This window comes from Pseudomonas sp. SMV7, assembly GCF_052041995.1.
Classification (GTDB): Bacteria; Pseudomonadota; Gammaproteobacteria; order Pseudomonadales; family Pseudomonadaceae; genus Aquipseudomonas.
On the sequence record NZ_JBKGGT010000019.1, the window covers coordinates 59,477 to 83,618 of the forward strand.

At 63.6% G+C, this 24,142-nt stretch carries 23 protein-coding genes; 8 read left to right on the forward strand and 15 right to left on the reverse strand.

All coding sequences use genetic code 11. The features are described from left to right. The first annotated feature begins 111 nt into the window (after positions 1-111). Both ACLEJP_RS20675 and ACLEJP_RS20680 read left to right on the forward strand, forming a co-directional pair. A complete protein-coding gene (locus ACLEJP_RS20675; RefSeq protein ID WP_440809364.1) occupies positions 112-1,260 on the forward strand; it encodes an efflux RND transporter periplasmic adaptor subunit in 1,149 nt (382 codons plus the stop codon). Between the two features lie 12 nt (positions 1,261-1,272). Then, positions 1,273-4,317 carry a multidrug efflux RND transporter permease subunit gene (locus ACLEJP_RS20680; protein WP_440809366.1) on the forward strand — a complete coding sequence of 1,015 codons (3,045 nt, stop codon included), beginning with the start codon at positions 1,273-1,275 and terminating at the stop codon, positions 4,315-4,317. A 105-nt stretch (positions 4,318-4,422) separates the two neighbouring features. Here the strand turns inward: ACLEJP_RS20680 and ACLEJP_RS20685 are convergent, their stop codons facing one another. The 5 genes from ACLEJP_RS20685 to colR form a co-directional block, all read right to left on the reverse strand. Next, a complete protein-coding gene (locus tag ACLEJP_RS20685; RefSeq protein ID WP_440809368.1) occupies positions 4,423-4,656 on the reverse strand; it encodes a hypothetical protein in 234 nt (77 codons plus the stop codon). Beyond that, positions 4,653-5,354 carry a lipopolysaccharide kinase InaA family protein gene (locus ACLEJP_RS20690; RefSeq protein ID WP_440809369.1) on the reverse strand — a complete coding sequence of 234 codons (702 nt, stop codon included), beginning with the start codon at positions 5,352-5,354 and terminating at the stop codon, positions 4,653-4,655. Before ACLEJP_RS20690 ends, ACLEJP_RS20685 begins: the two co-directional genes overlap by 4 nt. A gap of 6 nt (positions 5,355-5,360) precedes the next feature. Beyond that, entirely contained in the window at positions 5,361-6,044 is a 684-nt protein-coding gene (locus tag ACLEJP_RS20695; protein ID WP_440809370.1) for a class I SAM-dependent methyltransferase, read from the reverse strand. A 107-nt stretch (positions 6,045-6,151) separates the two neighbouring features. Further along, positions 6,152-7,453: a sensor histidine kinase gene (locus ACLEJP_RS20700; protein ID WP_440809373.1), complete on the reverse strand. Its 1,302-nt coding sequence runs from the start codon at positions 7,451-7,453 to the stop codon at positions 6,152-6,154. Further along, on the reverse strand, positions 7,443-8,126 hold the full coding sequence (gene colR, locus ACLEJP_RS20705; protein ID WP_440809374.1) for a two-component system response regulator ColR: 684 nt from the start codon (positions 8,124-8,126) through the stop codon (positions 7,443-7,445). Before colR ends, ACLEJP_RS20700 begins: the two co-directional genes overlap by 11 nt. A gap of 181 nt (positions 8,127-8,307) precedes the next feature. On the opposite strand from colR, the gene ACLEJP_RS20710 reads away from it, so the two are divergent. Continuing rightward, entirely contained in the window at positions 8,308-9,036 is a 729-nt protein-coding gene (locus tag ACLEJP_RS20710) for a phosphatase PAP2 family protein (RefSeq protein ID WP_440809375.1), read from the forward strand. A gap of 100 nt (positions 9,037-9,136) precedes the next feature. On the opposite strand, the gene groL is transcribed toward ACLEJP_RS20710, so the two are convergent. The 5 genes from groL to ACLEJP_RS20735 all read right to left on the reverse strand — a co-directional run bounded on the left by groL (position 9,137) and on the right by ACLEJP_RS20735 (position 13,803). Beyond that, positions 9,137-10,777 (reverse strand): chaperonin GroEL, encoded by a 1,641-nt coding sequence (gene groL, locus ACLEJP_RS20715; RefSeq protein ID WP_170032376.1) that lies wholly within the window; start codon positions 10,775-10,777, stop codon positions 9,137-9,139. Between the two features lie 49 nt (positions 10,778-10,826). Further along, positions 10,827-11,120, reverse strand: coding sequence for a co-chaperone GroES (locus ACLEJP_RS20720; RefSeq protein ID WP_003260750.1), 294 nt, complete (start codon positions 11,118-11,120; stop codon positions 10,827-10,829). Between the two features lie 324 nt (positions 11,121-11,444). After that, entirely contained in the window at positions 11,445-11,906 is a 462-nt protein-coding gene (locus ACLEJP_RS20725; protein ID WP_440809378.1) for an FxsA family protein, read from the reverse strand. Between the two features lie 67 nt (positions 11,907-11,973). Further along, the gene (locus ACLEJP_RS20730; RefSeq protein WP_440809380.1) at positions 11,974-12,705 is read right to left on the reverse strand and encodes a HugZ family protein; all 732 of its coding nucleotides are present in this window, start codon (positions 12,703-12,705) and stop codon (positions 11,974-11,976) included. An 87-nt stretch (positions 12,706-12,792) separates the two neighbouring features. After that, positions 12,793-13,803 (reverse strand): DUF481 domain-containing protein, encoded by a 1,011-nt coding sequence (locus ACLEJP_RS20735; RefSeq protein WP_440809381.1) that lies wholly within the window; start codon positions 13,801-13,803, stop codon positions 12,793-12,795. A gap of 152 nt (positions 13,804-13,955) precedes the next feature. Between ACLEJP_RS20735 and ACLEJP_RS20740 the strand changes: the two genes are divergently transcribed. Together ACLEJP_RS20740 and ACLEJP_RS20745 are read left to right on the forward strand one after the other, a co-directional pair. Beyond that, a complete protein-coding gene (locus ACLEJP_RS20740; protein ID WP_440809384.1) occupies positions 13,956-14,309 on the forward strand; it encodes an MGMT family protein in 354 nt (117 codons plus the stop codon). Positions 14,310-14,352: 43 nt separating this feature from the next. Next, positions 14,353-15,900, forward strand: a complete 1,548-nt coding sequence (locus ACLEJP_RS20745) for an AmpG family muropeptide MFS transporter (RefSeq protein WP_440809387.1) — start codon at positions 14,353-14,355, stop codon at positions 15,898-15,900. A 52-nt stretch (positions 15,901-15,952) separates the two neighbouring features. Here ACLEJP_RS20745 and ACLEJP_RS20750 read toward each other — a convergent pair whose 3' ends face one another. The 3 genes from ACLEJP_RS20750 to ACLEJP_RS20760 form a co-directional block, all read right to left on the reverse strand. Then, positions 15,953-17,197, reverse strand: a complete 1,245-nt coding sequence (locus tag ACLEJP_RS20750; protein WP_440809388.1) for an MFS transporter — start codon at positions 17,195-17,197, stop codon at positions 15,953-15,955. Positions 17,198-17,311: 114 nt separating this feature from the next. Then, a complete protein-coding gene (locus ACLEJP_RS20755) occupies positions 17,312-18,154 on the reverse strand; it encodes a mechanosensitive ion channel family protein (RefSeq protein WP_440809391.1) in 843 nt (280 codons plus the stop codon). A 113-nt stretch (positions 18,155-18,267) separates the two neighbouring features. Continuing rightward, positions 18,268-18,753 carry a YajQ family cyclic di-GMP-binding protein gene (locus tag ACLEJP_RS20760; protein WP_054884610.1) on the reverse strand — a complete coding sequence of 162 codons (486 nt, stop codon included), beginning with the start codon at positions 18,751-18,753 and terminating at the stop codon, positions 18,268-18,270. Between the two features lie 100 nt (positions 18,754-18,853). Here ACLEJP_RS20760 and ACLEJP_RS20765 point away from each other — a divergent pair, with 100 nt between their 5' ends. Genes ACLEJP_RS20765 through ACLEJP_RS20775 form a run of 3 tightly spaced genes read left to right on the forward strand, consistent with a single transcriptional unit; the run spans position 18,854 to position 22,408 of the window. Beyond that, positions 18,854-19,771 carry a putative 2-dehydropantoate 2-reductase gene (locus ACLEJP_RS20765; protein ID WP_440809393.1) on the forward strand — a complete coding sequence of 306 codons (918 nt, stop codon included), beginning with the start codon at positions 18,854-18,856 and terminating at the stop codon, positions 19,769-19,771. Between the two features lie 38 nt (positions 19,772-19,809). Then, positions 19,810-21,840, forward strand: a complete 2,031-nt coding sequence (locus ACLEJP_RS20770) for a sensor histidine kinase (protein ID WP_440809396.1) — start codon at positions 19,810-19,812, stop codon at positions 21,838-21,840. 1 nt (position 21,841) lies between these two features. Further along, complete coding sequence (locus tag ACLEJP_RS20775) at positions 21,842-22,408, forward strand: cob(I)yrinic acid a,c-diamide adenosyltransferase (RefSeq protein WP_440809398.1); 567 nt, start codon at positions 21,842-21,844, stop codon at positions 22,406-22,408. Positions 22,409-22,446: 38 nt separating this feature from the next. Here ACLEJP_RS20775 and ACLEJP_RS20780 read toward each other — a convergent pair whose 3' ends face one another. Both ACLEJP_RS20780 and ACLEJP_RS20785 read right to left on the reverse strand, forming a co-directional pair. Further along, positions 22,447-23,391 (reverse strand): Nudix family hydrolase, encoded by a 945-nt coding sequence (locus tag ACLEJP_RS20780; protein ID WP_440809400.1) that lies wholly within the window; start codon positions 23,389-23,391, stop codon positions 22,447-22,449. Further along, a complete protein-coding gene (locus ACLEJP_RS20785; RefSeq protein ID WP_225779158.1) occupies positions 23,388-24,020 on the reverse strand; it encodes a glutathione S-transferase family protein in 633 nt (210 codons plus the stop codon). The genes ACLEJP_RS20780 and ACLEJP_RS20785 overlap by 4 nt, the downstream gene beginning before the upstream one ends. Positions 24,021-24,142 lie beyond the last annotated feature (122 nt).

Consider the following 24,142-nt stretch of genomic DNA (forward strand, 5'->3'; position numbering starts at 1 on the left):
TTTCACTCCCCGTCCCGCAAAAAACAGTCAATAATTCTCCCATCCACGTGGGCAGGAACGCCCGTTGTCGTGTCCCAACGAATAACAATTGCATCCAAGGAAACGGACCTTATGCTGCGCCGCCGCATGCTCATCATGTTGGCCGTGGTTCTGCTGATCGTGTTGGCCTTGGGAGGCTACAAAGCCTTCTCGATCTACCAGCAGATCCAGATGTTCACTGCCCCACGGCCACCCATCACCGTGGCAGCCGCCCTGGCCGAGCAGCGCCCGTGGCAAGAGCGCCTGCCTGCCGTTGGCAGCCTCAAGGCATTCCAGGGTGTGGAACTGAGCCTGGAGGTGGAAGGCATCGTCAAGGCCCTGCACTTCGACTCCGGCCAGCAGGTCAAGGCCGGGCAACTGCTGCTGCAACTCAATGACGACCAGGAAACCGCCTTGCTCGGCACCGCCCTGGCCGACCTCGGCCTGGCCAAGGTCGATTTCGGCCGCGGCAGCCAGCTGGTCGGTGACGCAGCCATCTCCCGCGGCGAGTTCGATCGCCTCACCGCCCAGTACCGGCGCAACCAGGCACTGGTCGAGCAACTCAAGGCAGCGAAGACCAAGAAGAGCATCAGTGCCCCGTTCAGCGGCACGATCGGCATTCGCCAGGTGGATGTCGGTGACTACCTGGCCGCCGGCACGGTGATCGCCACCCTGCAGGACCTGTCCAGCCTCTACGTCGACTTCAACGTGCCGGAACAGGCCCTGCCGCGCCTGAACGTGGGCCAGCAGGTGCTGGTGCAGGTACCGGCCTACCCCGGCCAGACCTTCCCCGCCAGCCTGAGCGCGATCAACCCCAAGGTCGATGAAGCCACGCGCAACCTGCTGGTGCGCGCGACCATGGCCAACCCGGACGGCAAGCTGCTGCCAGGCATGTTCGCCAGCCTGCTGATCCTGCTGCCCAACCCGCAGCCGCAAGTGGTAGTGCCGGAGAGCGCCATTACCTACACCCTGTACGGCAACTCGGTGTACGTCGCCACGCCGAAAAAGGACAAGGACGGCAAGCCGCTGAACGACGACAAGGGCCAGCCGCAGCTCACCGCCGAGCAGCGCACGGTGCAGACCGGCGAGCGCCGTGACGGTGTGGTGGTGGTCAGCCAGGGCCTGCAGGCCGGGGATCAGGTGGTCACCGCCGGGCAACTGAAACTGACCCCGGGGGCCGCGATCCGTATCGGCGAGGACCAAGCCCTCAAGCCCGCAGCGGGCGCGACGGGCAAGGATTGACAGGAGGCTGGCATGGCATTCACCGACCCGTTCATCCGCCGCCCGGTGCTGGCCAGCGTGGTCAGCTTGCTGATCCTGTTGCTGGGCTTCCAGGCCTGGAGCAAGCTGCAGATCCGCCAGTACCCGCAAATGGAAAACGCCCTGATCACGGTCACTACCGCCTACCCCGGTGCCAACGCCGAAACCATCCAGGGCTACATCACCCAGCCGTTGCAGCAAAGCCTGGCCAGCGCCGAAGGCATCGACTACATGACCTCGGTGAGCCGGCAGAACTTCTCGATCATTTCCATCTACGCGCGCATCGGCGCCGACAGCGACCGGTTGTTCACCGAGCTGCTGGCCAAGGCCAACGAGGTGCGCAACAAGCTGCCCCAGGATGCCGAGGACCCGGTCCTGAGCAAGGAAGCCGCCGATGCTTCGGCACTGATGTACATCAGCTTCTACAGCAAGGACATGAGCAACCCGCAAATTACCGACTACCTGTCGCGGGTCATCCAGCCCAAGCTGGCCACCCTGCCGGGCATGGCCGAGGCGGAGATTCTCGGCAACCAGGTGTTCGCCATGCGCATCTGGCTCGACCCGGTGAAACTGGCAGGCTACGGCCTGTCGGCCAGCGACGTGACCACTGCCGTGCGCCGCTACAACTTCCTTTCCGCAGCTGGCGAGGTGAAGGGCGAGTACGTGGTCACCAGCATCAACGCCAGCACCGAGCTGAAGTCGGCCGAGGCCTTCGCTGCCCTGCCGGTCAAGACCAGCGGTGACAGCCGTGTGCTGCTCGGCGATGTGGCGCGGGTCGAGATGGGCGCGGAAAACTACGACACGGTCAGCTCGTTCGACGGCACCCCGTCGGTGTACATCGGCATCAAGGCCACCCCGGCGGCCAACCCGCTGGACGTGATCAAGGAAGTGCGGCGCATCATGCCCGAGCTGGAAAGCCAGCTGCCCTCGGCGTTGAAGGTATCGATCGCCTACGACGCCACGCTGTTCATCCAGGCCTCCATCGACGAAGTGATCAAGACCCTCGGCGAAGCGGTGCTGATCGTCATCGTGGTGGTGTTCCTGTTCCTCGGTGCCCTGCGTTCAGTGCTGATCCCGGTGGTGACCATTCCGCTGTCGATGATCGGCGTGCTGTTTTTCATGCAGATGATGGGTTACTCGCTCAACCTGCTGACGCTGCTGGCCATGGTGCTGGCCATCGGCCTGGTGGTGGATGATGCGATAGTCGTGGTGGAGAACATCCACCGGCACATGGAAGAGGGCAAGTCGCCGTTCGATGCCGCCCTCGAGGGTGCCCGCGAAATCGCCATGCCCGTGGTGTCGATGACCATCACCCTGGCTGCGGTATACGCGCCGATCGGTTTCCTTACCGGGCTCACCGGCGCACTGTTCAAGGAATTTGCCCTGACCCTGGCCGGTGCGGTGATCATCTCCGGCATCGTTGCCCTGACCCTGTCGCCGATGATGTGTGCCCTGCTGTTGCGTCAGGAGCACAACCCCAGCGGCCTGGCGCACCGCCTGGACGTGCTGTTCGAACGCCTGAAAACGCGTTACCAACGCCTGCTGCACGCCACCCTCGACAGCCGTCCGGTGGTACTGGTATTCGCCGTGATCATCCTGTGCCTGATCCCGGTGTTGCTGAAATTCACCCAGAACGAACTGGCGCCCAACGAGGACCAGGGGGTGATCTTCATGATGAGCAGCTCGCCGCAAACGGCCAACCTGGATTACCTCAACGCCTATACCGACACGTTCACCCCGCTGTTCAAGAGCTTCCCCGAGTACTACTCGTCGTTCCAGATCAACGGCTTCAACGGCGTGCAGACCGGCATCGGTGGCTTCCTGCTCAAACCCTGGAACGAGCGCGAGCGCACGCAAATGGAATTGCTGCCGCTGGTGCAGGCCAAGCTCGAGGAAATCGGTGGCCTGCAGGTCTTCGGCTTCAACCTGCCATCGCTGCCCGGTACTGGCGAAGGCTTGCCGTTCCAGTTCGTGATCAACAGCGCCGGTGACTACCCTGCGCTGCTGGAAGTCGCCCAGCGTATCAAGGCCCGCGCCCAGGCGTCCGGCAAGTTCGCCTTCCTCGACATCGACCTGGCGTTCGACAAACCCGAGGTGGTGGTGGATATCGACCGAGCCAAGGCGGCGCAGATGGGGGTATCCATGGATACCCTCGGCGGCACCCTGGCAACCTTGCTGGGCGAAGGGGAAATCAACCGCTTCACCCTCGAAGGCCGCAGCTACAAGGTAATTGCCCAGGTTGAAAGGCCCTACCGCGACAACCCAGGCTGGCTGAACAACTACTACGTGAAGAACGACCAGGGCCAGCTGTTGCCCCTGTCGACGCTGATTACCCTCCGCGACCGCGCTCGCCCGCGCCAGCTCAACCAGTTCCAGCAACTGAACTCGGCGATCATCCAGGGGGTGCCGATGGTCAGCCTCGGCGAGGCGCTGCAGACCGTGCAGGGCATCGCCCGCGAGGAGGCCCCGGAAGGCTTCGCCTTCGACTATGCCGGGGTGGCTCGCCAATACGTTCAGGAAGGTAGCGCACTCTGGGTAACCTTCGGCCTGGCGTTGGCGATCATCTTCCTGGTGCTGGCGGCGCAGTTCGAAAGTTTCCGCGACCCGCTGGTGATCCTGGTGACGGTACCGTTGTCGATCTGCGGCGCGTTGCTGCCGTTGTTCCTCGGTGTCTCAAGCATGAACATCTACACCCAGGTCGGGCTGGTGACGCTGATCGGCCTGATCAGCAAGCATGGCATCCTGATCGTCGAGTTCGCCAACCAGTTGCGCGAGGAACAGGGCCTGAGCGTGCGTGAGGCGATCGAAGAGGCGGCGGCGATTCGCCTGCGGCCGGTGCTGATGACCACCGCAGCGATGGTGTTTGGCATGGTGCCGTTGATTCTGGCGACCGGGGCGGGGGCGGTCAGCCGTTTTGACATTGGCACGGTGATTGCCACCGGCATGTCGATCGGCACGCTGTTCACCCTGTTCGTGTTGCCTTGCATCTACACCTTGCTGGCGCACAAGGAAGTGGCCAGGGAGACAGCGGTGGCTTGAACCGGCTTGTTCGCGGGCAACCCCGCGCATCGGCCGGCAAGGCACAGGCAAAAATGCAGAGGCCCCGCAATCGCGAGGCCTCTGCATTTCCATCTGGCACCGGGTTCAACCAAACGGCCGCAACCCTTGGCGCATGCCGAACAGGAACAACAGCAAGTCCTGATCCGGCGCGACCTTGGCCTGCTGCTGCGGTTTCACTTCCCGCGGCAACGCGCACTGGTCGGCCATATCGGCTCTGCTGAACACTGTCGGCCTCGGCTCTTCCCACGCAGCCACCGCCACGGTGGTCACCGCCAGGCCAGCTACCAGGAACAAAGCTCGAGCTATTTCTAGTTTCATTGCCCTAACCCTTTGACAGCGCTGCCAAACGCCATCTGGTAAAAGTAGAGCAAGGTTTGCCATTCCGCGTCGTTCAACGACGAATGGCGGCGCAGCTGGCGCAAGTCATTGCCCGCCGCACGCTGGCAACTGATACGTCGCCGGCACTTTTCCAGGTCCAGCAGCGCGACCTCGACCCGGGCCTGCTCACCTTCGCCAATCACCTTGATGAAGACATGCTTGCCATACAGGCAGCCGTGCTGCCAGTGGCCCAGGTGCATGCGCGCCAGGTTGTCGGCCAGGTCCTTGAGCATGCGCTCGTGCACCACCTGTGGATAACGTTCGCGGGCACCTTCGGCATGCCAGGTATCGAGTTCGACGAAGCCGTCGAGTGCTTCGCTTACCAGCAGCGCACGCCATTGATGATCGGCATCACGCTCGGCACCACAGAAGACGATGCGCGGCACGCGCACGCCCAACTGCTCGAAACTGTTCAACGCATCGAGTTCGCGCAACACGGTCGGCCGGCCGAAAGGGTGCAGCAGGCTACGATAGATGTGCCCGACCTGGCGCTTGGCATACAGCAGCTTGCCATTGGCATCGTTCAGGCGTTGCACGCCACTCTCGCCACCGCGGCGCTGGTTTGGCTCCTCGACCCACTCGCCCTGCTGGCGCCAGTAAAAATCGAACCGCGACTCCCCTTTCCGGGCTACAGCCATCAAACACTACCCCTTACGCAATACATAGACCCGCCACATGGCATAGAACGGCAGGAAGTCGAGGCGTTCCTGGATTCTGAAGCCGGCGGCCCTGAATTCTTGTTCCACCGTTTCGGCCGGTAACACGAAACGGTTCTGGTAATTGTCCTGCCCGGCTTTGCGAGCGTTGCGGCGTTGCTCCAGCTTCTTCCGCCGCCAGGCCTTGAAGTTGCCATCCACCCACAATGACAGGATCACACTATCACGGCTAACCCGCTGAAATTCCGAAAGAATGGTCTTTCTGTGGGCAGCTTCGCCAATGTGATGGAAAAGCCGCATGCAGAAGATGCTGTCCACCGAATTGTCCGGCAGGTCGATGGCAAACGCCGAAGTTTGCAAGGGACGTACCCGCGCCACCACCTCTGGCGGTTGTGCTGCACAGGCTGTCTCGATCATCGCCTCGGAGTTGTCGGCGCCAATGATCACCCTGTTGGGTTTTTCTGCCAGCAACGGCCAGAAGCGGCCAGCGCCGCATGGCAGGTCGAGGACCAGGCCAGGCTCACCTGCCAATGCCAGGGCGCGACGCGCCAGTTGCTCATCTCGTTTGTGGGAAAGGCGTCGCGCCAAGCCATCCTGGTGCTTGAGAAAGTACTCACGGGCGTGCTGTTTGTCGTACTTCTCGGAAAATTCGAGCTTGATGGGACTACGCATTGGGCATCTCCTGACTCCATTCCGCCCACATTAGGCAAGCGAGCGTAGGAATCAGGTCATACCCATGTGAAAAAAACGTCATATGGCGAGGGCGCTGTTACAAAGCTTTACTCCGCCGGGTCGCCCTTGGTCGCGGTATTGCTCAGGTCGACGTGGAACCGGCAACCATGCGGCAAGGTAGACGTCAGCGTGACCTGCCAACCCTGGTCGTCGCAGATTCGCTGCACCAGCGACAGGCCCAGGCCGAGGCCCTCGCCACGCCGTTCATCACCGCGCACGAACGGCCGGAACATGGCCTCGCGCTGCTCTTCGGGAATGCCCACGCCACTGTCTTCGACACTGAATCCGTTGGCCTCGAGGCTCAGGCGGATATAGCCGCTGTCGGTATAGTGCGCGGCATTGCGCAACAGGTTGCCCATCACCGATTGCAGGAAGGTAGCGTTGTACAGCACCGGGCTGGCACTGACGCGGCCGTCGAAATACAAGGCCAGGCCCTTCTGCTCGATGGTGTCACGCCACACACCGACCAGTTCGTCTGCCACTTCCCGCAAGGTGGCGCGCGAGGCCACCGCGCCCTCGTCGCGCTGTGCGCGGGCCAGCATCAGGAAGGTCTTGACCAGCTCCCGCATCTCCTCCGTAGCCCTTGCCACACGCTCCACCTGGCTGCGCGAGCGGGCATCGAGGTTGGGGTTTTCCATCAGCAGTTCGCATGATGTGGCCAGCACCATCAAGGGCGTGCGAAGTTCGTGGCTGACGTCGCTGGTGAACAGCCTTTCCCGGGTCAATGCGTCACGCAGGCGGCCCAAGGTATCGTCGAATGCTACCGCCAGCTGGCCGACTTCGTCCGCCGCATAGTCCGGCGCCAGCGGCGGCGCCAGGCCCAGCAACTGGTCACGATGGCGCACCTGCCGCGCCAGGCGGATCACCGGCGCCATCACCCGGCGTGCCAGCAGCCAGCCGAGGATCACTGCCAGCACCAGGCTGAGCACGAAGCCCACCACCACTACCGCAAACAGCAGGCGCTCACGTTCTTCGAAGTCGCTCTGGTCCTGCAGCAGGACATAGCGGCGGCCATCGACGATCTCGACCATGGCGTGGTACGACAGCTGGTCGCGGAATACCTCGTGAAAGCCCCGGTCGAGGTGGCGCAGGTCCTTGGGCAGCTCGAAGTCGTCACGCCCGCCGCTGAAGTAGAACAACTGGTCGGGGCGCGGCCGGTGGCTCCAGTCGCTGACACTGTCCATGCGCAGCAAGCGCTGCAGGTCACCGCCCAGTACCGAGGAAATCAGCCGCTCCTCGACCAGGTGCACAGTACCGACGATGCCAAAGGCGAAGGCCCCGGCCACCAGCGCGCTCATCAGGGCGAAGGCGATGATGATGCGCTGGGCAAGGCTTTGCTTAAACTCCATCGCGGCCCTCGGCGAGGCGGTAGCCGACGCCATGGACGGTGTGCAGCAGCGGTTTTTCGAACGGTTTGTCGATTACCTGGCGCAACTGGTGCACGTGGCTGCGCAGGCTGTCGCTGTCAGGGCAGTCGTCGCCCCACAGGGCTTCTTCGAGTACTTCGCGGCGCAACACGTGCGGGCTCTTCTGCATCAACACCGCAAGCAGCTTGAGGCCGACCGGGTTGAGCTTGAGCATGCGGCCCTGACGAGTGACTTCAAGGGTATCGAGGTCGTAGCTGAGGTCAGCTACCTGCAGGGTGCGGCGCCCGCCGCCCTGGGCACGGCGCAGCACCGCTTCGATGCGTGCGGCCAGCTCCGACAGGGCAAAGGGTTTCAGTAGGTAATCGTCGGCCCCGGAGCGGAAGCCTTGCAGGCGGTCATCCAGCTGGTCGCGGGCAGTGAGCATGATCACCGGCGTGTCGCGGCGGGCGTCTTCACGCAGGCGCTTGCACAGGGTGTAGCCATCAATGCCGGGCAGCATGATATCGAGCACGATCAGGTCGTAGTGTTCGGTGGCGGCCAGGTGCAGGCCGGACAGGCCATCCTGGGCGCAGTCTACGGTGTAGCCCTTCATGCCCAGGTAATCGGCCAGGTTGGCCAGGATATCGCGGTTGTCTTCAACCAAAAGAATGCGCATCGGTTTCTCCTGTGCGGCGCTTCTCGCTGTGGCGCGGCAGGCGCAGCTTAAGGCCTATGCCTGCAGGGTGCCAGCCCCGGGCGAAATTCATCGGACTTGACGGTTTTTTCACCGATCCTTCACGGACACAGGATAGCGGGCAGCCGACAATGCCCGATCTTTTTCGCCTCCTGGAGCCGTCATGCAGCAAGCTACCCGCCCCCGCCCGATCAATTTCTGGCTTTACCTGGGCATTCCCCTGGCGACCGCATTGGGCTTGATCCTGCTGGAACTGACCTCGGTCGACATGGACATCGCCAAGTTGTTCTTCGACCCCGCGGCGGGCCAGTTCATCGGCCGCCACAGCTATTTGCTGGAGAACATCCTGCATGACCGGGTCAAGCAGGGGGTGATCCTGCTTGGGGTGCTGTCGCTGCTGACCTTTGCCGCAAGCTTCTTCTGGAAGCGCCTGTTCGGCTGGCGCCGCGAGCTGGGTTGCCTGGTGCTGGCGCTGGGCCTGTCAACGGCGTTCGTCACGCCGCTGAAGAAGGTGACCCAGGTGCAATGCCCGTGGAGCCTGACCCAGTTCGGCGGCAGCGAAACCTACAGCAAGCTGCTGGAACCACGCCCGGCTACCGACAAACCCGGGCTGTGCTGGCCGGGCGGGCATGCGGCGACCGGGTTCTGCCTGTTCGGACTGTTCTTCATGCTGCGGGACCGCAAACCGCGCCTTGCGCGGGCAGCATTGGCACTGGCTTTCGTGGCCGGGTCGGTACTGTCGCTGGGGCGGATGATGCAAGGGGCGCATTTCCTGTCACACAACGTCTGGACGGCGGTGTTCTGCTGGTTGATCGGGTTCGGCTCGTACTACCTGGTTCTGTATCGGCGGGGAATGGCTGAGGTACCTGCCGCCGAGCGTAGCGTCGCCTGACCCAGGGGCCACCTTGCGGCCCCAAAGACCCCGACAGGAAAACAAAAAACCCCGGTTCTCGCGAACCGGGGTTTTTGATGGTGCAGGGGGTAAGGCTGGCTTACATCATGCCGCCCATGCCACCCATGCCGCCCATGTCAGGCATGCCAGCAGCTGGCTTGTCTTCCGGCAGGTCGGCAACCATGGCTTCGGTGGTGATCATCAGACCGCCGATCGAAGCAGCAGCTTGCAGCGCCGAGCGGGTGACCTTGGCTGGGTCCAGGATACCCATCTCGATCATGTCGCCGTATTCGCCGGTAGCAGCGTTGTAACCGAAGTTACCCGAACCTTGCTTGACCTTGTCAGCGACAACGCTTGGCTCGTCGCCGGCGTTGGCAGTGATCTGGCGCAGCGGCGCTTCGACAGCGCGACGCAGCAGGGCGATACCGACGTTCTGGTCTTCGTTGTCGCCTTTGAGGTTGGCAATGGCCGCCAGCGAGCGCACCAGGGCCACACCACCGCCAGGCACCACGCCTTCTTCAACGGCTGCACGGGTAGCGTGCAGGGCGTCTTCAACGCGGGCTTTCTTCTCTTTCATTTCAACTTCGGTGCCGGCACCAACCTTGATCACGGCAACACCACCGGCCAGTTTGGCCAGGCGCTCTTGCAGCTTCTCACGGTCGTAGTCCGAGGAAGTTTCTTCGATCTGGGCACGGATCTGCTTGACGCGTGCTTCGATCTCGCCGTCGGCACCAGCGCCGTCGATGATGGTGGTGTTTTCCTTGGACAGGATGACGCGCTTGGCGTTACCCAGGTGCTCCAGGGTAGCGGTTTCCAGGGACAGGCCGATTTCTTCGGAGATGACCTGGCCGCCGGTCAGGACGGCGATGTCCTGCAGCATGGCCTTGCGGCGGTCGCCGAAGCCCGGTGCCTTGACCGCAGCAACCTTGACGATGCCGCGCATGTTGTTGACCACCAGGGTGGCCAGCGCTTCGCCTTCGACGTCCTCGGCAACGATCAGCAGTGGGCGGCCGGCCTTGGCAACGGCTTCCAGCACTGGCAGCAGCTCACGGATGTTGGAGATCTTCTTGTCAACCAGCAGCAGCAGCGGGCCTTCCAGCTCGGCAACCATGGTGTCCGGCTTGTTGACGAAGTACGGCGACAGGTAGCCACGGTCGAACTGCATGCCTTCCACGACGGACAGTTCGTTTTCCAGGCCCGAGCCTTCCTCAACGGTGATCACGCCTTCTTTACCGACTTTTTCCATGGCTTCGGCGATGATTTCACCGATGGAGCTGTCGGAGTTGGCGGAGATGGTACCGACCTGAGCGATGGCCTTGGAGTCGGCGCATGGCTTGGACAGGTTCTTCAGTTCGGCGACGACGGCAGCAGTGGCCTTGTCGATACCGCGCTTCAGGTCCATCGGGTTCATGCCGGCAGCGACGGCCTTCAGGCCTTCGTTGACGATGGCCTGGGCCAGGACGGTAGCGGTGGTGGTGCCGTCACCGGCAGCGTCGTTGGCCTTGGAAGCAACTTCCTTGACCAGCTGGGCGCCCATGTTCTCGAAGGCGTCCTTCAGCTCGATTTCCTTGGCGACGGAAACGCCGTCCTTGGTGATGGTCGGCGCGCCGAAGCTCTTGGCCAGGACCACGTTGCGGCCTTTCGGGCCGAGGGTGGCTTTTACGGCGTCAGCCAGAACGTTGACACCAACGAGCATTTTCTTACGGGCGGAATCACCAAATTTTACGTCTTTAGCAGCCATGATCGTTTAATCCTTTGGAATTCTTTGGAGTAACGGGAAGTCGGGGAAATCAGCCTTCGATGACGGCGAGGATTTCGTTCTCGGCCATGACCAGCAGGTCTTCGCCATCGACTTTCACGGTGTTGCTGCCCGAGTAAGGGCCGAAAACCACTTTGTCACCCACTTTCACTGCCAACGCGCGCACTTCGCCGTTGTCCAGGATGCGACCGGTGCCGACGGCGACTACTTCGCCGCGGTTTGGCTTTTCAGCGGCCGAACCCGGCAGGACGATACCGCCAGCGGTTTTCGATTCTTCTTCGCTGCGACGGATAACGACGCGGTCATGCAGAGGACGAAGCTTCATTGTCGATCTCTCCCAAATTGTGGTTTTCATCGGCCGGTGTCGACACCGGCGGGTTGATGCTGTCCGGCGTAGCCGGAAGGCCGCTCGCGCTGGGCGAACCGCCTGAGTCATGTCTGGTGTTGCCACCAGAAACCTTGCGGTGACCACATACATGAGGCCGTCATATTCAATTACAAGGCTTGCTTCAGAAATTTTTTCATCAGCCTGAAAAGCCTGGGGCCGCTTCGCAGCCCTATCGCGACACCAGGCCGCGCCTACAGGGGCTTGCGAACTCCGTAGGTGCGGCCTGGTGTCGCGACAGGGGCGCGAAGCGGCCCCCGGCTATTACTTGTCGCGGCGCTCGTACTCGCCTTCGATCACATTCGGACGGTGGCCGCCATCACGCGGCTGCGCCTGGAACGGGTCGTCCTGGAATGCCCGCTGGCGCATGGCCTGGGCCTCGGCACGCTCACGCATCTTGCGGGCGGCCAGGTGACGGGTGAATGGCAGCAGGCACAGCACGCCCAGCACGTCGCTGATGAAACCGGGCAGCAACAGCAGGCCACCCCCGACGGCGAGCATCAGGCCCTGGAACATGTCTTCGGCGGGCAGTTCGCCACGCTGCAGGCTTTCCCGGGCGCGCAGCGCGGTGGCCAGCCCGGCCACGCGCATCACCAGCACACCCAGCGCGGAACCGGCGATGATCAACAGCAGCGCCGGGAAGAAACCGATGGCGGCGCTGACCTTCACGAAGACGAACAGCTCCAGCACGGGAAACAGGAGAAACAACAGTAGAAAAGCACGCATCAAAGCATTCCTCGTCGGAAGAGAACCTTCCTGTAAGACCCACAGATGGATGCGTGCGCTCGGCTTTTCAAGCCTCGGCCTTGGTCACAGCCGGCCATTGGTCGGCGCGCGCCAGCAAAACCAGGGCTTCGCGGACTTGTGTCGGCGTATTGCAAGTATTGGGAAAAGGCAACCAGTGCACTGCCTGACCGATACGCAGGTGCATGCCTTCGCTGTCCACACCGACCAGTTGCGCTGGCGCATGGCGTGGCAAATCGGTCAGTTCGACATAGTGGGCAATCGCCTTGGCATGGTCACTGTTCATATGCTCGACCATGCTTGCCTCGGCCTTGCCGGCGAACGGGTTGGCCAGGGTCACCTGGTCAAGCCAGTGGATCGCACCAAAGCCGCCGATGTAACGGTGGCGTACAGGTTGCAGCACCCAGAAGTCGAAGTCGTGAGCCTTGTGGTAGTTGGCGGCGTCCGGGAAATAGCGGTAGTAGCGTTCGGCGGCGGCGTCGATGGCAGCCTCGTCTACCAGCTTGTGCGCTTCGGCCATTACCGTCAGGCGCCCTACGGCTTGCACGTCCTCGGCCTCACGCTCACCGACCAGCAGCGAGCACTTGGGATCGTTCTGCAGGTTGTGGGTATGCTGGGCGATGCGGCTGATGAGGATCAGCGGGTGGCCCTGGGCGTCCAGGCAGTACGGCACGACCGAGCCGAACGGGTAACCGGGCATCGACCGCGAATGGGTCGAGAGCACCCCGCGGTATTCCTTGAGCAGCAGTTCCCGGGCGGGGCGGATGGCGGCGATACTCACTGAGCGGGCTCCTGGCGGCAGACTGGGTGGCCACACGATAGCATTTTCAGGTCCGCTGCCAATGGGGTTGCTGCACCCCCCGACGGGTTACCAGGTAACGCCAAACCCAGCGGTATAGCGGGTCTTGTCCAGGTCACTCTCACGCGTACCAGTGATGATGTCTTTCTCTGCCTTGAGGTTGAGCGAGGCCCACTCGGTCACCTTGTAGCGCAGGCCAACCTCGGCATCCAGCGCGTAGTCGGCCACCCCGCCCAGCGGCTTGGCGAACTCGCCGTTGGTGAACAGCTGCACGTTCTTGCCGATCAGGTAGCGGGTGTAGTCCCACTTCAGCGCAGCCGAATAGAAGTTGTCCTTGGCCCCGTCCTGGTATTCGAAGTCGGTGCGGTTGATCAGCGAACCCAGCGAGAACGCGCCCAGTTCATCATCCCAGAACTGGTAACCCGGGCCGGTACCCACGGTGCGCTGGCGGGCGAGGTCTTCGACGTGGTCGCGCTTGTATTCCATGCGCCCTTGCCAGAACCATTTCTCGGTGAGGAAGCGGTCCAGGGCGTACTCGGCGCTCCAGTTGTCGGTGGTGGTGACGTCGTCCTTGGTCTCGCGGTTGTATTCGCCTTCGGCGTTGTGCCGCCAGCGACCGTGGCGGGCGCTGGTCTTGAAGCCGACGTCATAGTCGTCGGTATCGTTCTCGGCACGCTTGTAGTCCAGCGCCACGTCGACGTTGCCCTTCCACACGAAGTCCTCGACCAGCGGCTTGGGCTTGATGATCTGCTCGATGCTGGCCAGCTCGACGGTCTTCGGCGCTTCACCGTTGGCCAAGGTCACCTTGCCAGGCTCGGCAGCCTTCAGCGACTTGGCTCGCTCACCGCTGTAGGAGTCCTGCTTGACCAGCAGTTCCTGGTCACTCTCCAGGGTCTGGACTTCTTTCCAGTCCAGGGCGATGGAACCGCCATACGGGGTTTCCAGCAGCAGCTTGCCACCATCGAAGACTTTGATCTTGCCGCTGAGGCGGTCACCGTTCTTCATCCACACGGTGTCGGCGAACACCGGCGAGGCGCACAGGGAGACAGCAAGCAGGCACAACAAGGATCTAGAATACATAAACGCACTACGGGTTCGATTTGACGAAAAAAGCCGGGCATTATCCAGATACCGACGACCAGAGCAAGGACAGACCGGAAGCATGCCGTTGAGTTCAACTCTCATTTGCCGAACCGTTGGTCCGGTTTCATCTGCAGCCCAGGGGAAGCCTGATGCCTGTTGCCCATGAGCACGTCCTCGACAACGCCGAGGGCCGACGAACGGCGCTATATTCGGTACTGGGCCAGGTGCCGGCCGGCAAGGTGGTGAGCTATGGCCAGCTGGCCGAGCTGGCGGGCCTTGGCCGGGCGGCCCGCTGGGTCGGACGCACCCTCGGACAGCTGCCTGCGGACACCCGTCTGCCCTGGCACCGGGTGCTCGGCGCCGGCGGCAGGCTGAGCCTGGCATTGGGTACCCCGTCGGGGGATGAACAACGGGCGCGGCTGCGCGCGGAGGGTGTGAATGTAACCAACAATCGTGTGGATATGACGCGCCATGGCTGGCGCCCGATGGAGCACAGCGGTTAGAGTGCGCGCTTTGTTTTCGCAAACTTGAGGCAGATGTTGGCCCATGCCCCGTAAAACCTGGCGCGCTGCGCTTGCTGCCTATGCCAGCCCGTCAACCTTGGTACTTTTGCTGCTCGGTTTCGCCGCCGGCCTGCCCTACATGCTGGTGTTCTCCACCCTCTCGGTGTGGTTGCGCGAAGCAGGCGTAGCCCGCGAAACCATTGGTTACGCCAGCCTGATCGGCCTGGCCTACGCCTTCAAGTGGGTGTGGTCGCCGCTGCTCGACCAATGGCGCCTGCCCCTGCTCGGCAGCCTGGGGCGCCGTCGGTCCTGGCTGTTGCTGTCACAATCGCTGGTGGTGATCGGGCTGGTCGGCATGAGCCTGTGCGACCCACAGCAGCACCTGTCCTGGCTGATTGCCCTGGCGGTACTGGTAGCCTTCGCTTCGGCGACCCAGGACATCGCCGTCGACGCCTACCGCCTGGAAATCGCCGATGACCAGCGCCAGGCCGCGCTCGCCGCCAGCTACATGGCCGGCTACCGGGTAGCGGCGCTGCTGGCGACGGCAGGCGCCCTGTTCTTCGCCGAGTGGTTCGGCTCCACTGGCTTCAGCTATTTGCACAAGGCCTGGGCCGGCACCTACGTGATGTTCGCGGTGATGATGCTGCCCGCAGTGTTCACCACCCTGATCATGCGCGAGCCGCCCGTCCCCATGCGGACCCAGCTGTCGGCAGCACGCTATGGGCTGGCGCACCAGCTGGCCTCGGTGTTCGTACTGATCATTCTGCTGGTGTCGGTACCGGCCAGCTTCACCCAGATGTTCAATACCGGCTGGTCCAGCGTCATCTCCGGGGATGCCACGCCCCTGGACCTGCTGCTGGAAGACCGCGCCTTCCTGCGCCTGATTCTCTATGTGCTGCTGACCTGGGCCTGCCTGTCGAGCCTGGGCCGTCGCGGCCTGGCCCCGGTACTGACGCCGGTGAACGACTTCATTGCCCGCTACCGCTGGCAGGCCCTGCTGCTGCTCGGCCTGATCGCCACCTATCGCATGTCGGACACGGTAATGGGCGTGATGGCCAACGTGTTCTATATCGACATGGGCTTCACCAAGGACCAGATCGCCAGTGTCAGCAAGATCTTCGGCCTGATCATGACCTTGGTCGGCGCCGGGGTTGGCGGCCTGCTGATCGTGCGCTTCGGCATCATGCCGATCCTGTTCATCGGCGGCGCGGCCTCGGCAGCTACCAATATCCTGTTCCTGATGCTGGCCGACATGGGCCCGAACCTGCAGATGCTGGTGGTGACCATTTCGCTGGACAACTTCAGCTCCGGGCTGGCCACCTCGGCCTTCGTCGCCTACCTGTCGAGCCTGACCAACCTGAAGTTCTCGGCGACCCAGTACGCGTTGCTCAGCTCGATCATGCTGCTGTTGCCGCGCCTGATCGGCGGCTATTCAGGGGTCATGGTGGAGAAGTTCGGTTACCACGACTTCTTCCTGATCACCGCCTTGCTGGGCGTGCCGACGCTGATCCTGATCGCCCTGCAGTGGCGCCAGGAGGTCGGGCCGGGCAAACCGGTGGCAGCGGAACACTCAGCAGCCGAACGGCCCTGAGAGACCGCCTGAACCGGCTTGTTCGCAAACGGGCCGGTTCAGGCAAGAACGATCACTCGGCAACAGCCCCTTCCCCAGGACGCTGCCCCACCACGAACCACAACGGCCACAGCGCCAGCGCCCCTGCCACACCTGCCGCCAGGGCGAAATGTAGCAAACTCGCCCCGGCACCCATCATCGCCAGCAGTGCGCCACCCAGCCCCAGCAGGGCGATGGTGATCATCCCCAGCATGGCCGAGACCAGGCCCTTGCTCTGTTCGCTGGCGAACAGTGTCATGCGGTACAGCACCGCATTGGCCACGCCCAGCCCCAGCGCATACAGCGACATGCCCGCCACCACACTGGTCACGCTCGGCCGGTACCAGGTCGCCAGCACCATCAGGCCCAGGCCAGCCAGATACGGCCACAGCGCGCCACGCACCAGGGACGGTAGCGGGTAGCGCTCGGCGATACGGTTGATGATCAGGTTGCCCAGGATCAGCCCGCCAAATACCGGCAGTTGCCACAAGGCGTATTCCAGGGTGCTCAGCCCTTCATCGTGGATCAGCAGCACTGGCGACAGGCCAATCCAGGCAATCAACGGCAGGCCGACCAGGCCCAGCGCCGCGCTGCCAGCGACAAAACGCCGGTTGACCAGCAACTGGCCATAGCCGGCCAGCAGCGGCAACAGGTGAATCGGCGTGAATGCCAGGCGCGAACCGTCCCGGCGCTCCACCCCCAGGGTTTCCGGCATCAGCCGGTACAGCAACAGCCAGGCCAGGACCGCGCCCACGGCAAAGGCCACGAACAGCCAGCGCCAATCCAGCCACTGCAGCATCAAGGTACCTACCAGCGGCCCGAGCAGGGGCGACAGCAAGGCGATATTGGCCAACAGCGCCATCATGCGCACGGCGTCTGCCTCGCTGAAGGCTTCGTTCAAGGCCGGGTAGCTGACCGTGACCACAAAGCCCAGGCCAATGCCCTGCAGCAGGCGCAACAGGTTGAACAGGCCGATGTTGTCGACCCAGAAGGTTGCCAGGCAGGCAAGACCGAAGCAGGCGCAGCCGGTCAGCAGTAGCGGGCGCCGGCCATAGCGGTCGGCCAGCGGGCCGATCAGCCACTGCAGTACCCCCCCACCCAGCAGGTACAGGTTGAGCGCGTGGGGAATATATTCGGGGCTGGCGTTCAGGTCGCCGACCACCACCGGCATGGCCGGCATGACCGCATCGCTGGCCAGGTAGGTGAGCAGCTCGAACAGGGCCAGGGTAAGGCCGAACAGCAAGGCGCGCAGGGGGGTGATGTACAGCAGTGGTTTCATGATGGCGTATCGGGTGTGGCAGGTGGGTCAGGCTGTATGCCAGAAATGCCGGGATATTGCTGTGAACAAGTGTAAAAAACCGGGGCAGCTGTGCTGCCCCGGCTTCACACGGTATTACTGCGCTGCAGTCTCCTGCACCACACGAATCACCCGCTGCGGGAACGGAATGTCGATCCCTTCGGCCTTCAACCGGTCGCGCGCATGCTCGTTGAGCATGAACATCACGTCCCAGTAATCAGCGGTCTTGGTCCACAGCCGCAACGACACGGTAATGGCACTGTCGCCCAGGGTGGCGACCACCGCCTGCGGCGCCGGGTCTGGCAGCACGCGCGGGTCCTGCGCCAGCTCCAGCAACACGTTGCGCGCCTTCTGCAGGTCGGCCTCGTAATCCACGCCCACATCGAACACCACCTTGCGCGTCGGCTGGCGGTTGGTGTTGGTGATGATGCCGTTGGACAGGCTGCCGTTAGGCATGATCACGGTCTTGTTGTCACCGGTGCGCAGCACGGTGTGGAAGATCTGGATGCTGTCGACGGTACCGGCCACGCCCTGCGCCTCGATCCAGTCGCCGATGCGGAACGGGCGGAACATCAGAATCAGCACGCCACCGGCGAAGTTCGCCAGGCTGCCTTGCAAGGCCAGGCCGATGGCCAGGCCGGCAGCACCGATGGCGGCGACGAACGAGGTGGTCTCGATACCGATCATCGACGCCACGCTGACCAGCAGCAGCACCTTCAGTACGATGTTCGACAGGGTACTGATGAACCCTTGCAACGCCAGGTCGGCGTTGCGCAGGCCGACCAGCGTGCCCAGGCGGGCGCTGACCTTGTTGATGATCCACCAGCCGACCGCCAGGGTCAGCAATGCCAGCAGCACACGGCTGCCGTATTCCATGATCAAGGGAATCCAGGTCTGCGATTGGCGGACCAGCTGATCGACTTCAGCGTTCAAATCCATATTCATCTCCTGATGCCGAGCGGCAAGTACACGGTAGAACAGGCCGCGCAGGTTTGCGCAGCCCAGGGCCCATGGACATCATTTCGCCATGAGGGTTCCGGTTGGCCCCTGCATCAGTCGCGGAAGTTGTTGAACTGCAGCGGCATGTCGAATTCCTTGGTGCGCAGCAGGGCAATGGCTTCCTGCAGGTCGTCGCGCTTCTTGCCGGTAACACGCACCTGCTCACCCTGGATGGCGGCCTGGACCTTGAGCTTGCCGTCCTTGATGGTGGCGACGATCTTCTTCGCCAGGTCCTTGTCGATGCCTTCGCGGAACTTGGCTTCCTGTTTCTTTTCCTTGCCCGAGGCGTACGGGTCCTTGGTTTCCAGGCACTTCACGTCGATCTTGCGCTTGACCAGCGCCAGGCGCAGGATTTCCAGCATCGCTTCGAGCTGGAACTCTTCCTCGGCGGTGAGCACCACGGTCTGCTCCTTGTCCTTGAACTCGAAGCTGCCCTTGCCCTTGAGGTCGTAGCGGCGGTCCAGGTCCTTGATGGCGTTGTCGACCGCGTTCTGCACTTCGTGCTTGTCCAGTTCCGATACCACGTCGAACGAAGGCATGGTTGTTCTCCCAAAATAAAAGCGCGCTCGGGCTGAAGATGGAGCGCGCTGGGTTTGACGGTTAAAATGCGGGCTCATTATAACGGGTTGCGAAACGCATATGAGCAGCACCTGGCATATTCTCGGCGCCGGTAGCCTGGGCAGCCTGTGGGCCTGCCGCCTGGCGCGCGCAGGCAAGGCAGTGCGCCTGATCCTGCGCGACGGGCAACGCTTGCAGGCCTACCAGCAGGCCGGCGGCCTGACCTTGGTGGAACAGGACCAGCAACGCCACTACGCCATCCCTGCCGAAACCGCGCAGGCCCATGGCCCGATCCACCGCCTGCTGGTGGCCTGCAAGGCCTACGACGCCGCCCCGGCGATAGCCGGCGTGGCAGCGCGGCTGGCCGACGACGCCGAGGTCGTACTGTTGCAGAATGGCCTGGGCAGCCAGGACGAGGTGGCCGACCTGGTGCCGCGCGCGCGCTGCATCTTCGCCTCCAGCACCGAAGGTGCGTTTCGCGAGGGCGACTGGCAGGTACGCTTTGCCGGCCACGGTTTCAACTGGCTGGGCGACCCGCGCAACCCCGCGGCCCCGGCCTGGTTCGATGACCTGCACGAAGCCGGCATCCCCGCCGAATGGACGGTGGATATCCTCACCCGCCTGTGGCGCAAACTGGCGCTCAATTGCGCCATCAACCCGCTGACCGTGCTGCATGACTGCCAGAACGGCGGGCTGCTCGGGCACCTGGGCGATGTGGACAAAGTGTGCGCCGAGCTGGCCCAGTTGCTGCGCCACTGCGGCCAGCCGCAGGCAGCGGTCGAACTGAACGAAGAGGTCCAGCGGGTGATCGTCGCCACCGCAGCCAACTACTCTTCCATGTACCAGGACGTTCGCGCCGGCCGCCGCACCGAGGTGCATTACCTGCTCGGCCACGCCTGCCGCGTCGCCGGCCGTCATGGCCTGCAACTGCCGGCGCTGGAACGCCTGCAGCAGCGCCTGGTCGATAACCTGCGTGTGCGTGGCTTGCCCTGCGACTGACGCGGCCCCTTCAACCGGATAAGGACATTGCCTCGCCCATGACCTTGCGCCAACGCCTGGAAAACCTCCCGGTCGGGCAGAAGCTGCTGGCAGCCCTGCTGGTATTGCTGGTGACCATCTTGCTGGTGGCCAACCTCACCTTCATCAGCGCCGCCTACTGGATCACCCAGGAGAGCATGGCGCCACAGGCACTGCACACCATCGGCCGGCTGGTGGCCAACCCGCAGCTGGCCGCCCGCGCCGGCGACAACCCGGACGCCGCCAGCGCCCTGCTCAAGGAGCTGGACAGCTACACGCCGCTGCGTGCCGCCGCCGTCTACGGTGGCGACGGCCGCATGCTGGCGCAACTGCAGCATGGCGAGCCGCTGGCCCTGCCCAAGCGGTTTCGCAACATCGATGGCTGGCGCCTGATGGAGTTTCGCAGCACCCAGCTGATCCGCATGCCACGCGAGGCCAACCCGCCGGCCCACCTGTTGCTGGTAGCCAGCAGTGAGCTGCCTACCGCCTTCTACACCGGCACCCTCAGCGCCAGCCTGGCCATCCTGGTGTTCAGCGTCCTGCTGTGGATCTTCATTGCCCGGCAGATCAAACGCCTGATCACCCAGCCGATCAACCAGCTTGAGGAACTCAGCCGCCAGGTCACCCGCGAAGAAAGCTACGCCCTGCGTGCCCAGCGCGGTAACGACGACGAAATCGGCAGCCTCGCCGAAGCGTTCAACACCATGCTTTCACGCATCGAAGCGCGCGAACAGCAGCTCAAGCGCACCCGCGACGAGTTCCAGGAAGCCTATGACCAGGCCCAGGGCCTGGCCGAGGAAACCCGTCATACCAACCGCAAGCTGGAGCTGGAAGTCCAGGTGCGCAGCAAGATCGAGAAGAAGCTCACCGGTTTCCAGAACTACCTCAACAGCATCATCGACTCGATGCCCTCGGCGCTGATCGCCCTCGACGAGCAGCTCTACGTGACCCAGTGGAACCACGAAGCCACGGTACTTTCCGGCACGCCGCTGGACGAGGCGCTGAACCAGCCGATCTTCATTGCCTTCGAACCGCTCAAGCCGTTCCTGCCGCAACTGAAGGAAACCGTGGAAAAGCACCGGGTGGCGAAGATCGAGCGGGTCACCTGGCCCAAGGGCGACGACCTGCGCCACTATGCCCTGACCTTCTACCCACTGACCGGTGGCGGTGGCCGTGGCGTGGTCATCCGCATCGACGACATCACCCAGCGCCTGTCGCTGGAAGAAATGATGGTGCAATCGGAGAAAATGCTGTCGGTCGGCGGCCTGGCCGCCGGCATGGCCCACGAGATCAACAACCCGCTGGGCGCGATCCTGCATAACGTGCAGAACATCCGCCGGCGCCTGTCGCCAGAGCTGCCGCGTAACCTCGAACAGGCCGAAGAGCTGGGCATCGACCTGGCTACGGTCAACCGCTACCTGGACAGCCGCGATGTACCGCAATTGCTTGACGGCATCCAGCAGGCCGGCGCCCGGGCGGCGAAAATCGTCACCCACATGCTCAGCTTCAGCCGCCGCAGCAACCGCCAGCTGGCGCCGTGCGACCTGCCGGCACTGATCGACCAGGCGGTGGAGATTGCCGGCAACGACTTCGACCTGGCGATCGGCTTCGATTTCAAGGGCACGGCCATCGTGCGCCAGTTCGACCCGGAACTGGGCCCGGTGCCATGCACCGCCAACGAACTGGAGCAGGTGCTGCTCAACCTGTTGAAGAACGCCGCCCAGGCCATCCACCAGCGGCCACGGCCGAGCGAGCCCGGGCGCATCACCCTGCGCACCCGGCTGAACCCGCCGTGGGCGGAAATCCAGGTCGAGGACAACGGCGTCGGCATGCCCGAGGGGGTGCGCAAGCGTACCTTCGAGCCGTTCTTCACCACCAAGGAGATCGGCCAGGGCACGGGGCTGGGCCTGTCGGTTTCGTACTTCATCATCACCAACAACCACAAGGGGCAGATGGAAGTGCAGTCCACGCCCGGCCAGGGCACCTGCTTCACCCTGCGCCTGCCCCTTGTCCAGCCGGCCACGCTGGCACCGGCTACAACGGAGGCATGACATGGGCTATCGCCTGTCGAAGATCTACACACGCACTGGCGACAAGGGCGAGACCGGCTTGGGCGATGGGCGCCGGGTACCCAAGGACCACCCGCGGATCGAGGCGATCGGCGAGGTGGATAGCCTGAACAGCCAGTTGGGATTGCTGCTGGCAGGGCTGGCCGAGCAAGGGCTGGATGAAGTGAGCAAGGTACTCGCGCCCTGCCAACACCGCTTGTTCGACCTCGGCGGTGAGCTGGCCATGCCCAGCTACCAGGCGCTGGACCTGGCCGAGGTGGAGCGCCTGGAAGCCGCGATCGATGTGTGGAATGAAGAACTGGGGCCGCTGAAGAACTTCATCTTGCCCAGTGGCTCGGCGCTGGTGGCGCAGGCACATGTATGCCGCAGCCTGGCGCGCAGTGCCGAGCGGCGCTGCCAGCATCTGAATGCCATGGAGCCACTGGCGGGGGTTGGCTTGGCATACATCAACCGGCTATCCGATCTGCTGTTCGTGGCGGCGCGGATCATCGGGCGGCGGCAGGGGCTTGCCGAGGTGTTGTGGCAGCCAGCTGCCAAGTCTGAAGGCTGAGATTTTGGGGCTGCTGTGCAGCCCCGGTTACCGGAGACTCAAATTTCCGGCCACAACGCCCGGATTCCGGCCACACCCTGTGCCCCGGCAGCCCAGGCCTGCTCCCGCTCACCTGGCCCGACGCCACCCAGCAGATAGACCGGCTTGTTGAACCCGGCGATCATCCGTTGCGCTTCGTCCCACCCCAGCGGCACGGCGTCAGGGTGAGTCTGGGTCGCCTGCACCGGCGACAAGGTCACGAAATCCACCCCCATCTGCTCCGCCAGCGCCAGTTCTTCGGCGCTATGGCAGGAGGCCGCCAGCCAACGCTCCCGGGGGAATGGCCGGCCATTCGGCGCATACTTGCGCAATTGTGCGGCGGTCAGGTGCCAACCCGCCGAGGGGAAGTCCCCCAGCCATTCCAGCGGCCCCTTGAGCATCAGCTGTGCCTTGCCCGCGCACAGCCCGACCGCGTCCACCGCCACGTCGCGGTACTTGGGGTCATACATGTCCGGGGCGCGCAACTGGATCAGGCGTATACCGTTGGCCACGGCCTTCTGGATACCCTTGAGCAGCTGCGGCACTTCCAGGCCATCCGGGGTGATCAGGTACTGGTCCGGCAGGCGTGCGGCGGCAACGATCGGCTTGTTGGCCTCGGGGAATTCATATTGCGGCAGATCGCGCGGGGCAACCCACGCCAGCGGCTGGCCCTCCGCGCCATGCGGTTCACCGGTAAACGCCTCGACTTCGCGAACGTCCAGCAGCACCTGCTTGTCCGGGTAATCGTGGCTGACCTTGATCAGCGCGCGCGAACGGCTTACCTCGATGCCCAGCTCTTCGCGCAGCTCACGGGCCAGCGCTGCTTCGACGCCCTCGCCCTCCTCCACCTTGCCACCGGGGAACTCCCACAGGCCACCCTGGTGCTGGGTATCGGCACGGCGCGCGATCAGGATGCGGCCATCGCTACCGCGAATGACGGCTGCTACAACATGAATCCGTTTCACCCTTCACGCTCCGCCAGGCCAGCCCGCTGCCAGGCCTGGAAGGCCGGCCATTGATAAATGGTCTCGATATAGGCCGCCGCCTCGGCCGGCACTTCCACGCGGTAGGTGCGCAGGCGCACGGCCACCGGGGCGAAGAAGGCATCGGCCAGGCTCGGCTTGCCGAACAGGAACGGGCCGCTTTCCTTGGCCACCAGGCGGCATTCGGACCACAGCGCAACGATGCGGTCGATATCGATTTGTACCTCCAGCGGCACGCTGTCCAGCGCCTGGTCGCGCGACAGGTCGAACGGCATGGCACTGCGCAGGGCGAGGAAGCCGCCATGCATCTGCGCGCAGGCCGAGCGGGCCTGGGCCCGGGCGGCTACGTCGGCAGGCCATAGCTGGGCCTCGGGGTGGCGTTCGTTGAGGTATTCGGCGATGGCCAGCGAGTCGGCGATCACCCCGTGCTCGGTCTTCAGCAGCGGCACCTTGCCGGTGGCGGAGAAGGCCAGGATGCGCTGCCGGGTGTCAGGCTGGTTGAGTTTGATCAGGGTTTCTTCGTAGGGCACGCCAGCCAGTTCGAGGGCCAGCGCGCCGCGCAGCGACCAGGAGGAATACAGCTTGTCGCCGATGATCAGTTGATAGCTCATGGTTCGGCTCCATGGATCTGGGGGTTTTGGGTTGTCTTGCAGCCCTTGCGCAGATAAATCCGCTTCCTACAACGGCCGCAGAGCCCCTGCAGGAGCGGATTTATCCGCAAAAGGGCCGCAAA

Coding starts and splice junctions, on each gene's coding strand:
- ACLEJP_RS20675 (WP_440809364.1), top strand. CDS start 112: ATGCTGCGCCGCCGCATGCTCATCATGTTGGCCGTGGTTCTGCTGATC.
- ACLEJP_RS20680 (WP_440809366.1), top strand. CDS start 1,273: ATGGCATTCACCGACCCGTTCATCCGCCGCCCGGTGCTGGCCAGCGTG.
- ACLEJP_RS20685 (WP_440809368.1), bottom strand. CDS start 4,656: ATGAAACTAGAAATAGCTCGAGCTTTGTTCCTGGTAGCTGGCCTGGCG.
- ACLEJP_RS20690 (WP_440809369.1), bottom strand. CDS start 5,354: ATGGCTGTAGCCCGGAAAGGGGAGTCGCGGTTCGATTTTTACTGGCGC.
- ACLEJP_RS20695 (WP_440809370.1), bottom strand. CDS start 6,044: ATGCGTAGTCCCATCAAGCTCGAATTTTCCGAGAAGTACGACAAACAG.
- ACLEJP_RS20700 (WP_440809373.1), bottom strand. CDS start 7,453: ATGGAGTTTAAGCAAAGCCTTGCCCAGCGCATCATCATCGCCTTCGCC.
- colR (WP_440809374.1), bottom strand. CDS start 8,126: ATGCGCATTCTTTTGGTTGAAGACAACCGCGATATCCTGGCCAACCTG.
- ACLEJP_RS20710 (WP_440809375.1), top strand. CDS start 8,308: ATGCAGCAAGCTACCCGCCCCCGCCCGATCAATTTCTGGCTTTACCTG.
- groL (WP_170032376.1), bottom strand. CDS start 10,777: ATGGCTGCTAAAGACGTAAAATTTGGTGATTCCGCCCGTAAGAAAATG.
- ACLEJP_RS20720 (WP_003260750.1), bottom strand. CDS start 11,120: ATGAAGCTTCGTCCTCTGCATGACCGCGTCGTTATCCGTCGCAGCGAA.
- ACLEJP_RS20725 (WP_440809378.1), bottom strand. CDS start 11,906: ATGCGTGCTTTTCTACTGTTGTTTCTCCTGTTTCCCGTGCTGGAGCTG.
- ACLEJP_RS20735 (WP_440809381.1), bottom strand. CDS start 13,803: ATGTATTCTAGATCCTTGTTGTGCCTGCTTGCTGTCTCCCTGTGCGCC.
- ACLEJP_RS20740 (WP_440809384.1), top strand. CDS start 13,956: ATGCCTGTTGCCCATGAGCACGTCCTCGACAACGCCGAGGGCCGACGA.
- ACLEJP_RS20745 (WP_440809387.1), top strand. CDS start 14,353: ATGCCCCGTAAAACCTGGCGCGCTGCGCTTGCTGCCTATGCCAGCCCG.
- ACLEJP_RS20750 (WP_440809388.1), bottom strand. CDS start 17,197: ATGAAACCACTGCTGTACATCACCCCCCTGCGCGCCTTGCTGTTCGGC.
- ACLEJP_RS20755 (WP_440809391.1), bottom strand. CDS start 18,154: ATGGATTTGAACGCTGAAGTCGATCAGCTGGTCCGCCAATCGCAGACC.
- ACLEJP_RS20760 (WP_054884610.1), bottom strand. CDS start 18,753: ATGCCTTCGTTCGACGTGGTATCGGAACTGGACAAGCACGAAGTGCAG.
- ACLEJP_RS20765 (WP_440809393.1), top strand. CDS start 18,854: ATGAGCAGCACCTGGCATATTCTCGGCGCCGGTAGCCTGGGCAGCCTG.
- ACLEJP_RS20770 (WP_440809396.1), top strand. CDS start 19,810: ATGACCTTGCGCCAACGCCTGGAAAACCTCCCGGTCGGGCAGAAGCTG.
- ACLEJP_RS20775 (WP_440809398.1), top strand. CDS start 21,842: ATGGGCTATCGCCTGTCGAAGATCTACACACGCACTGGCGACAAGGGC.
- ACLEJP_RS20785 (WP_225779158.1), bottom strand. CDS start 24,020: ATGAGCTATCAACTGATCATCGGCGACAAGCTGTATTCCTCCTGGTCG.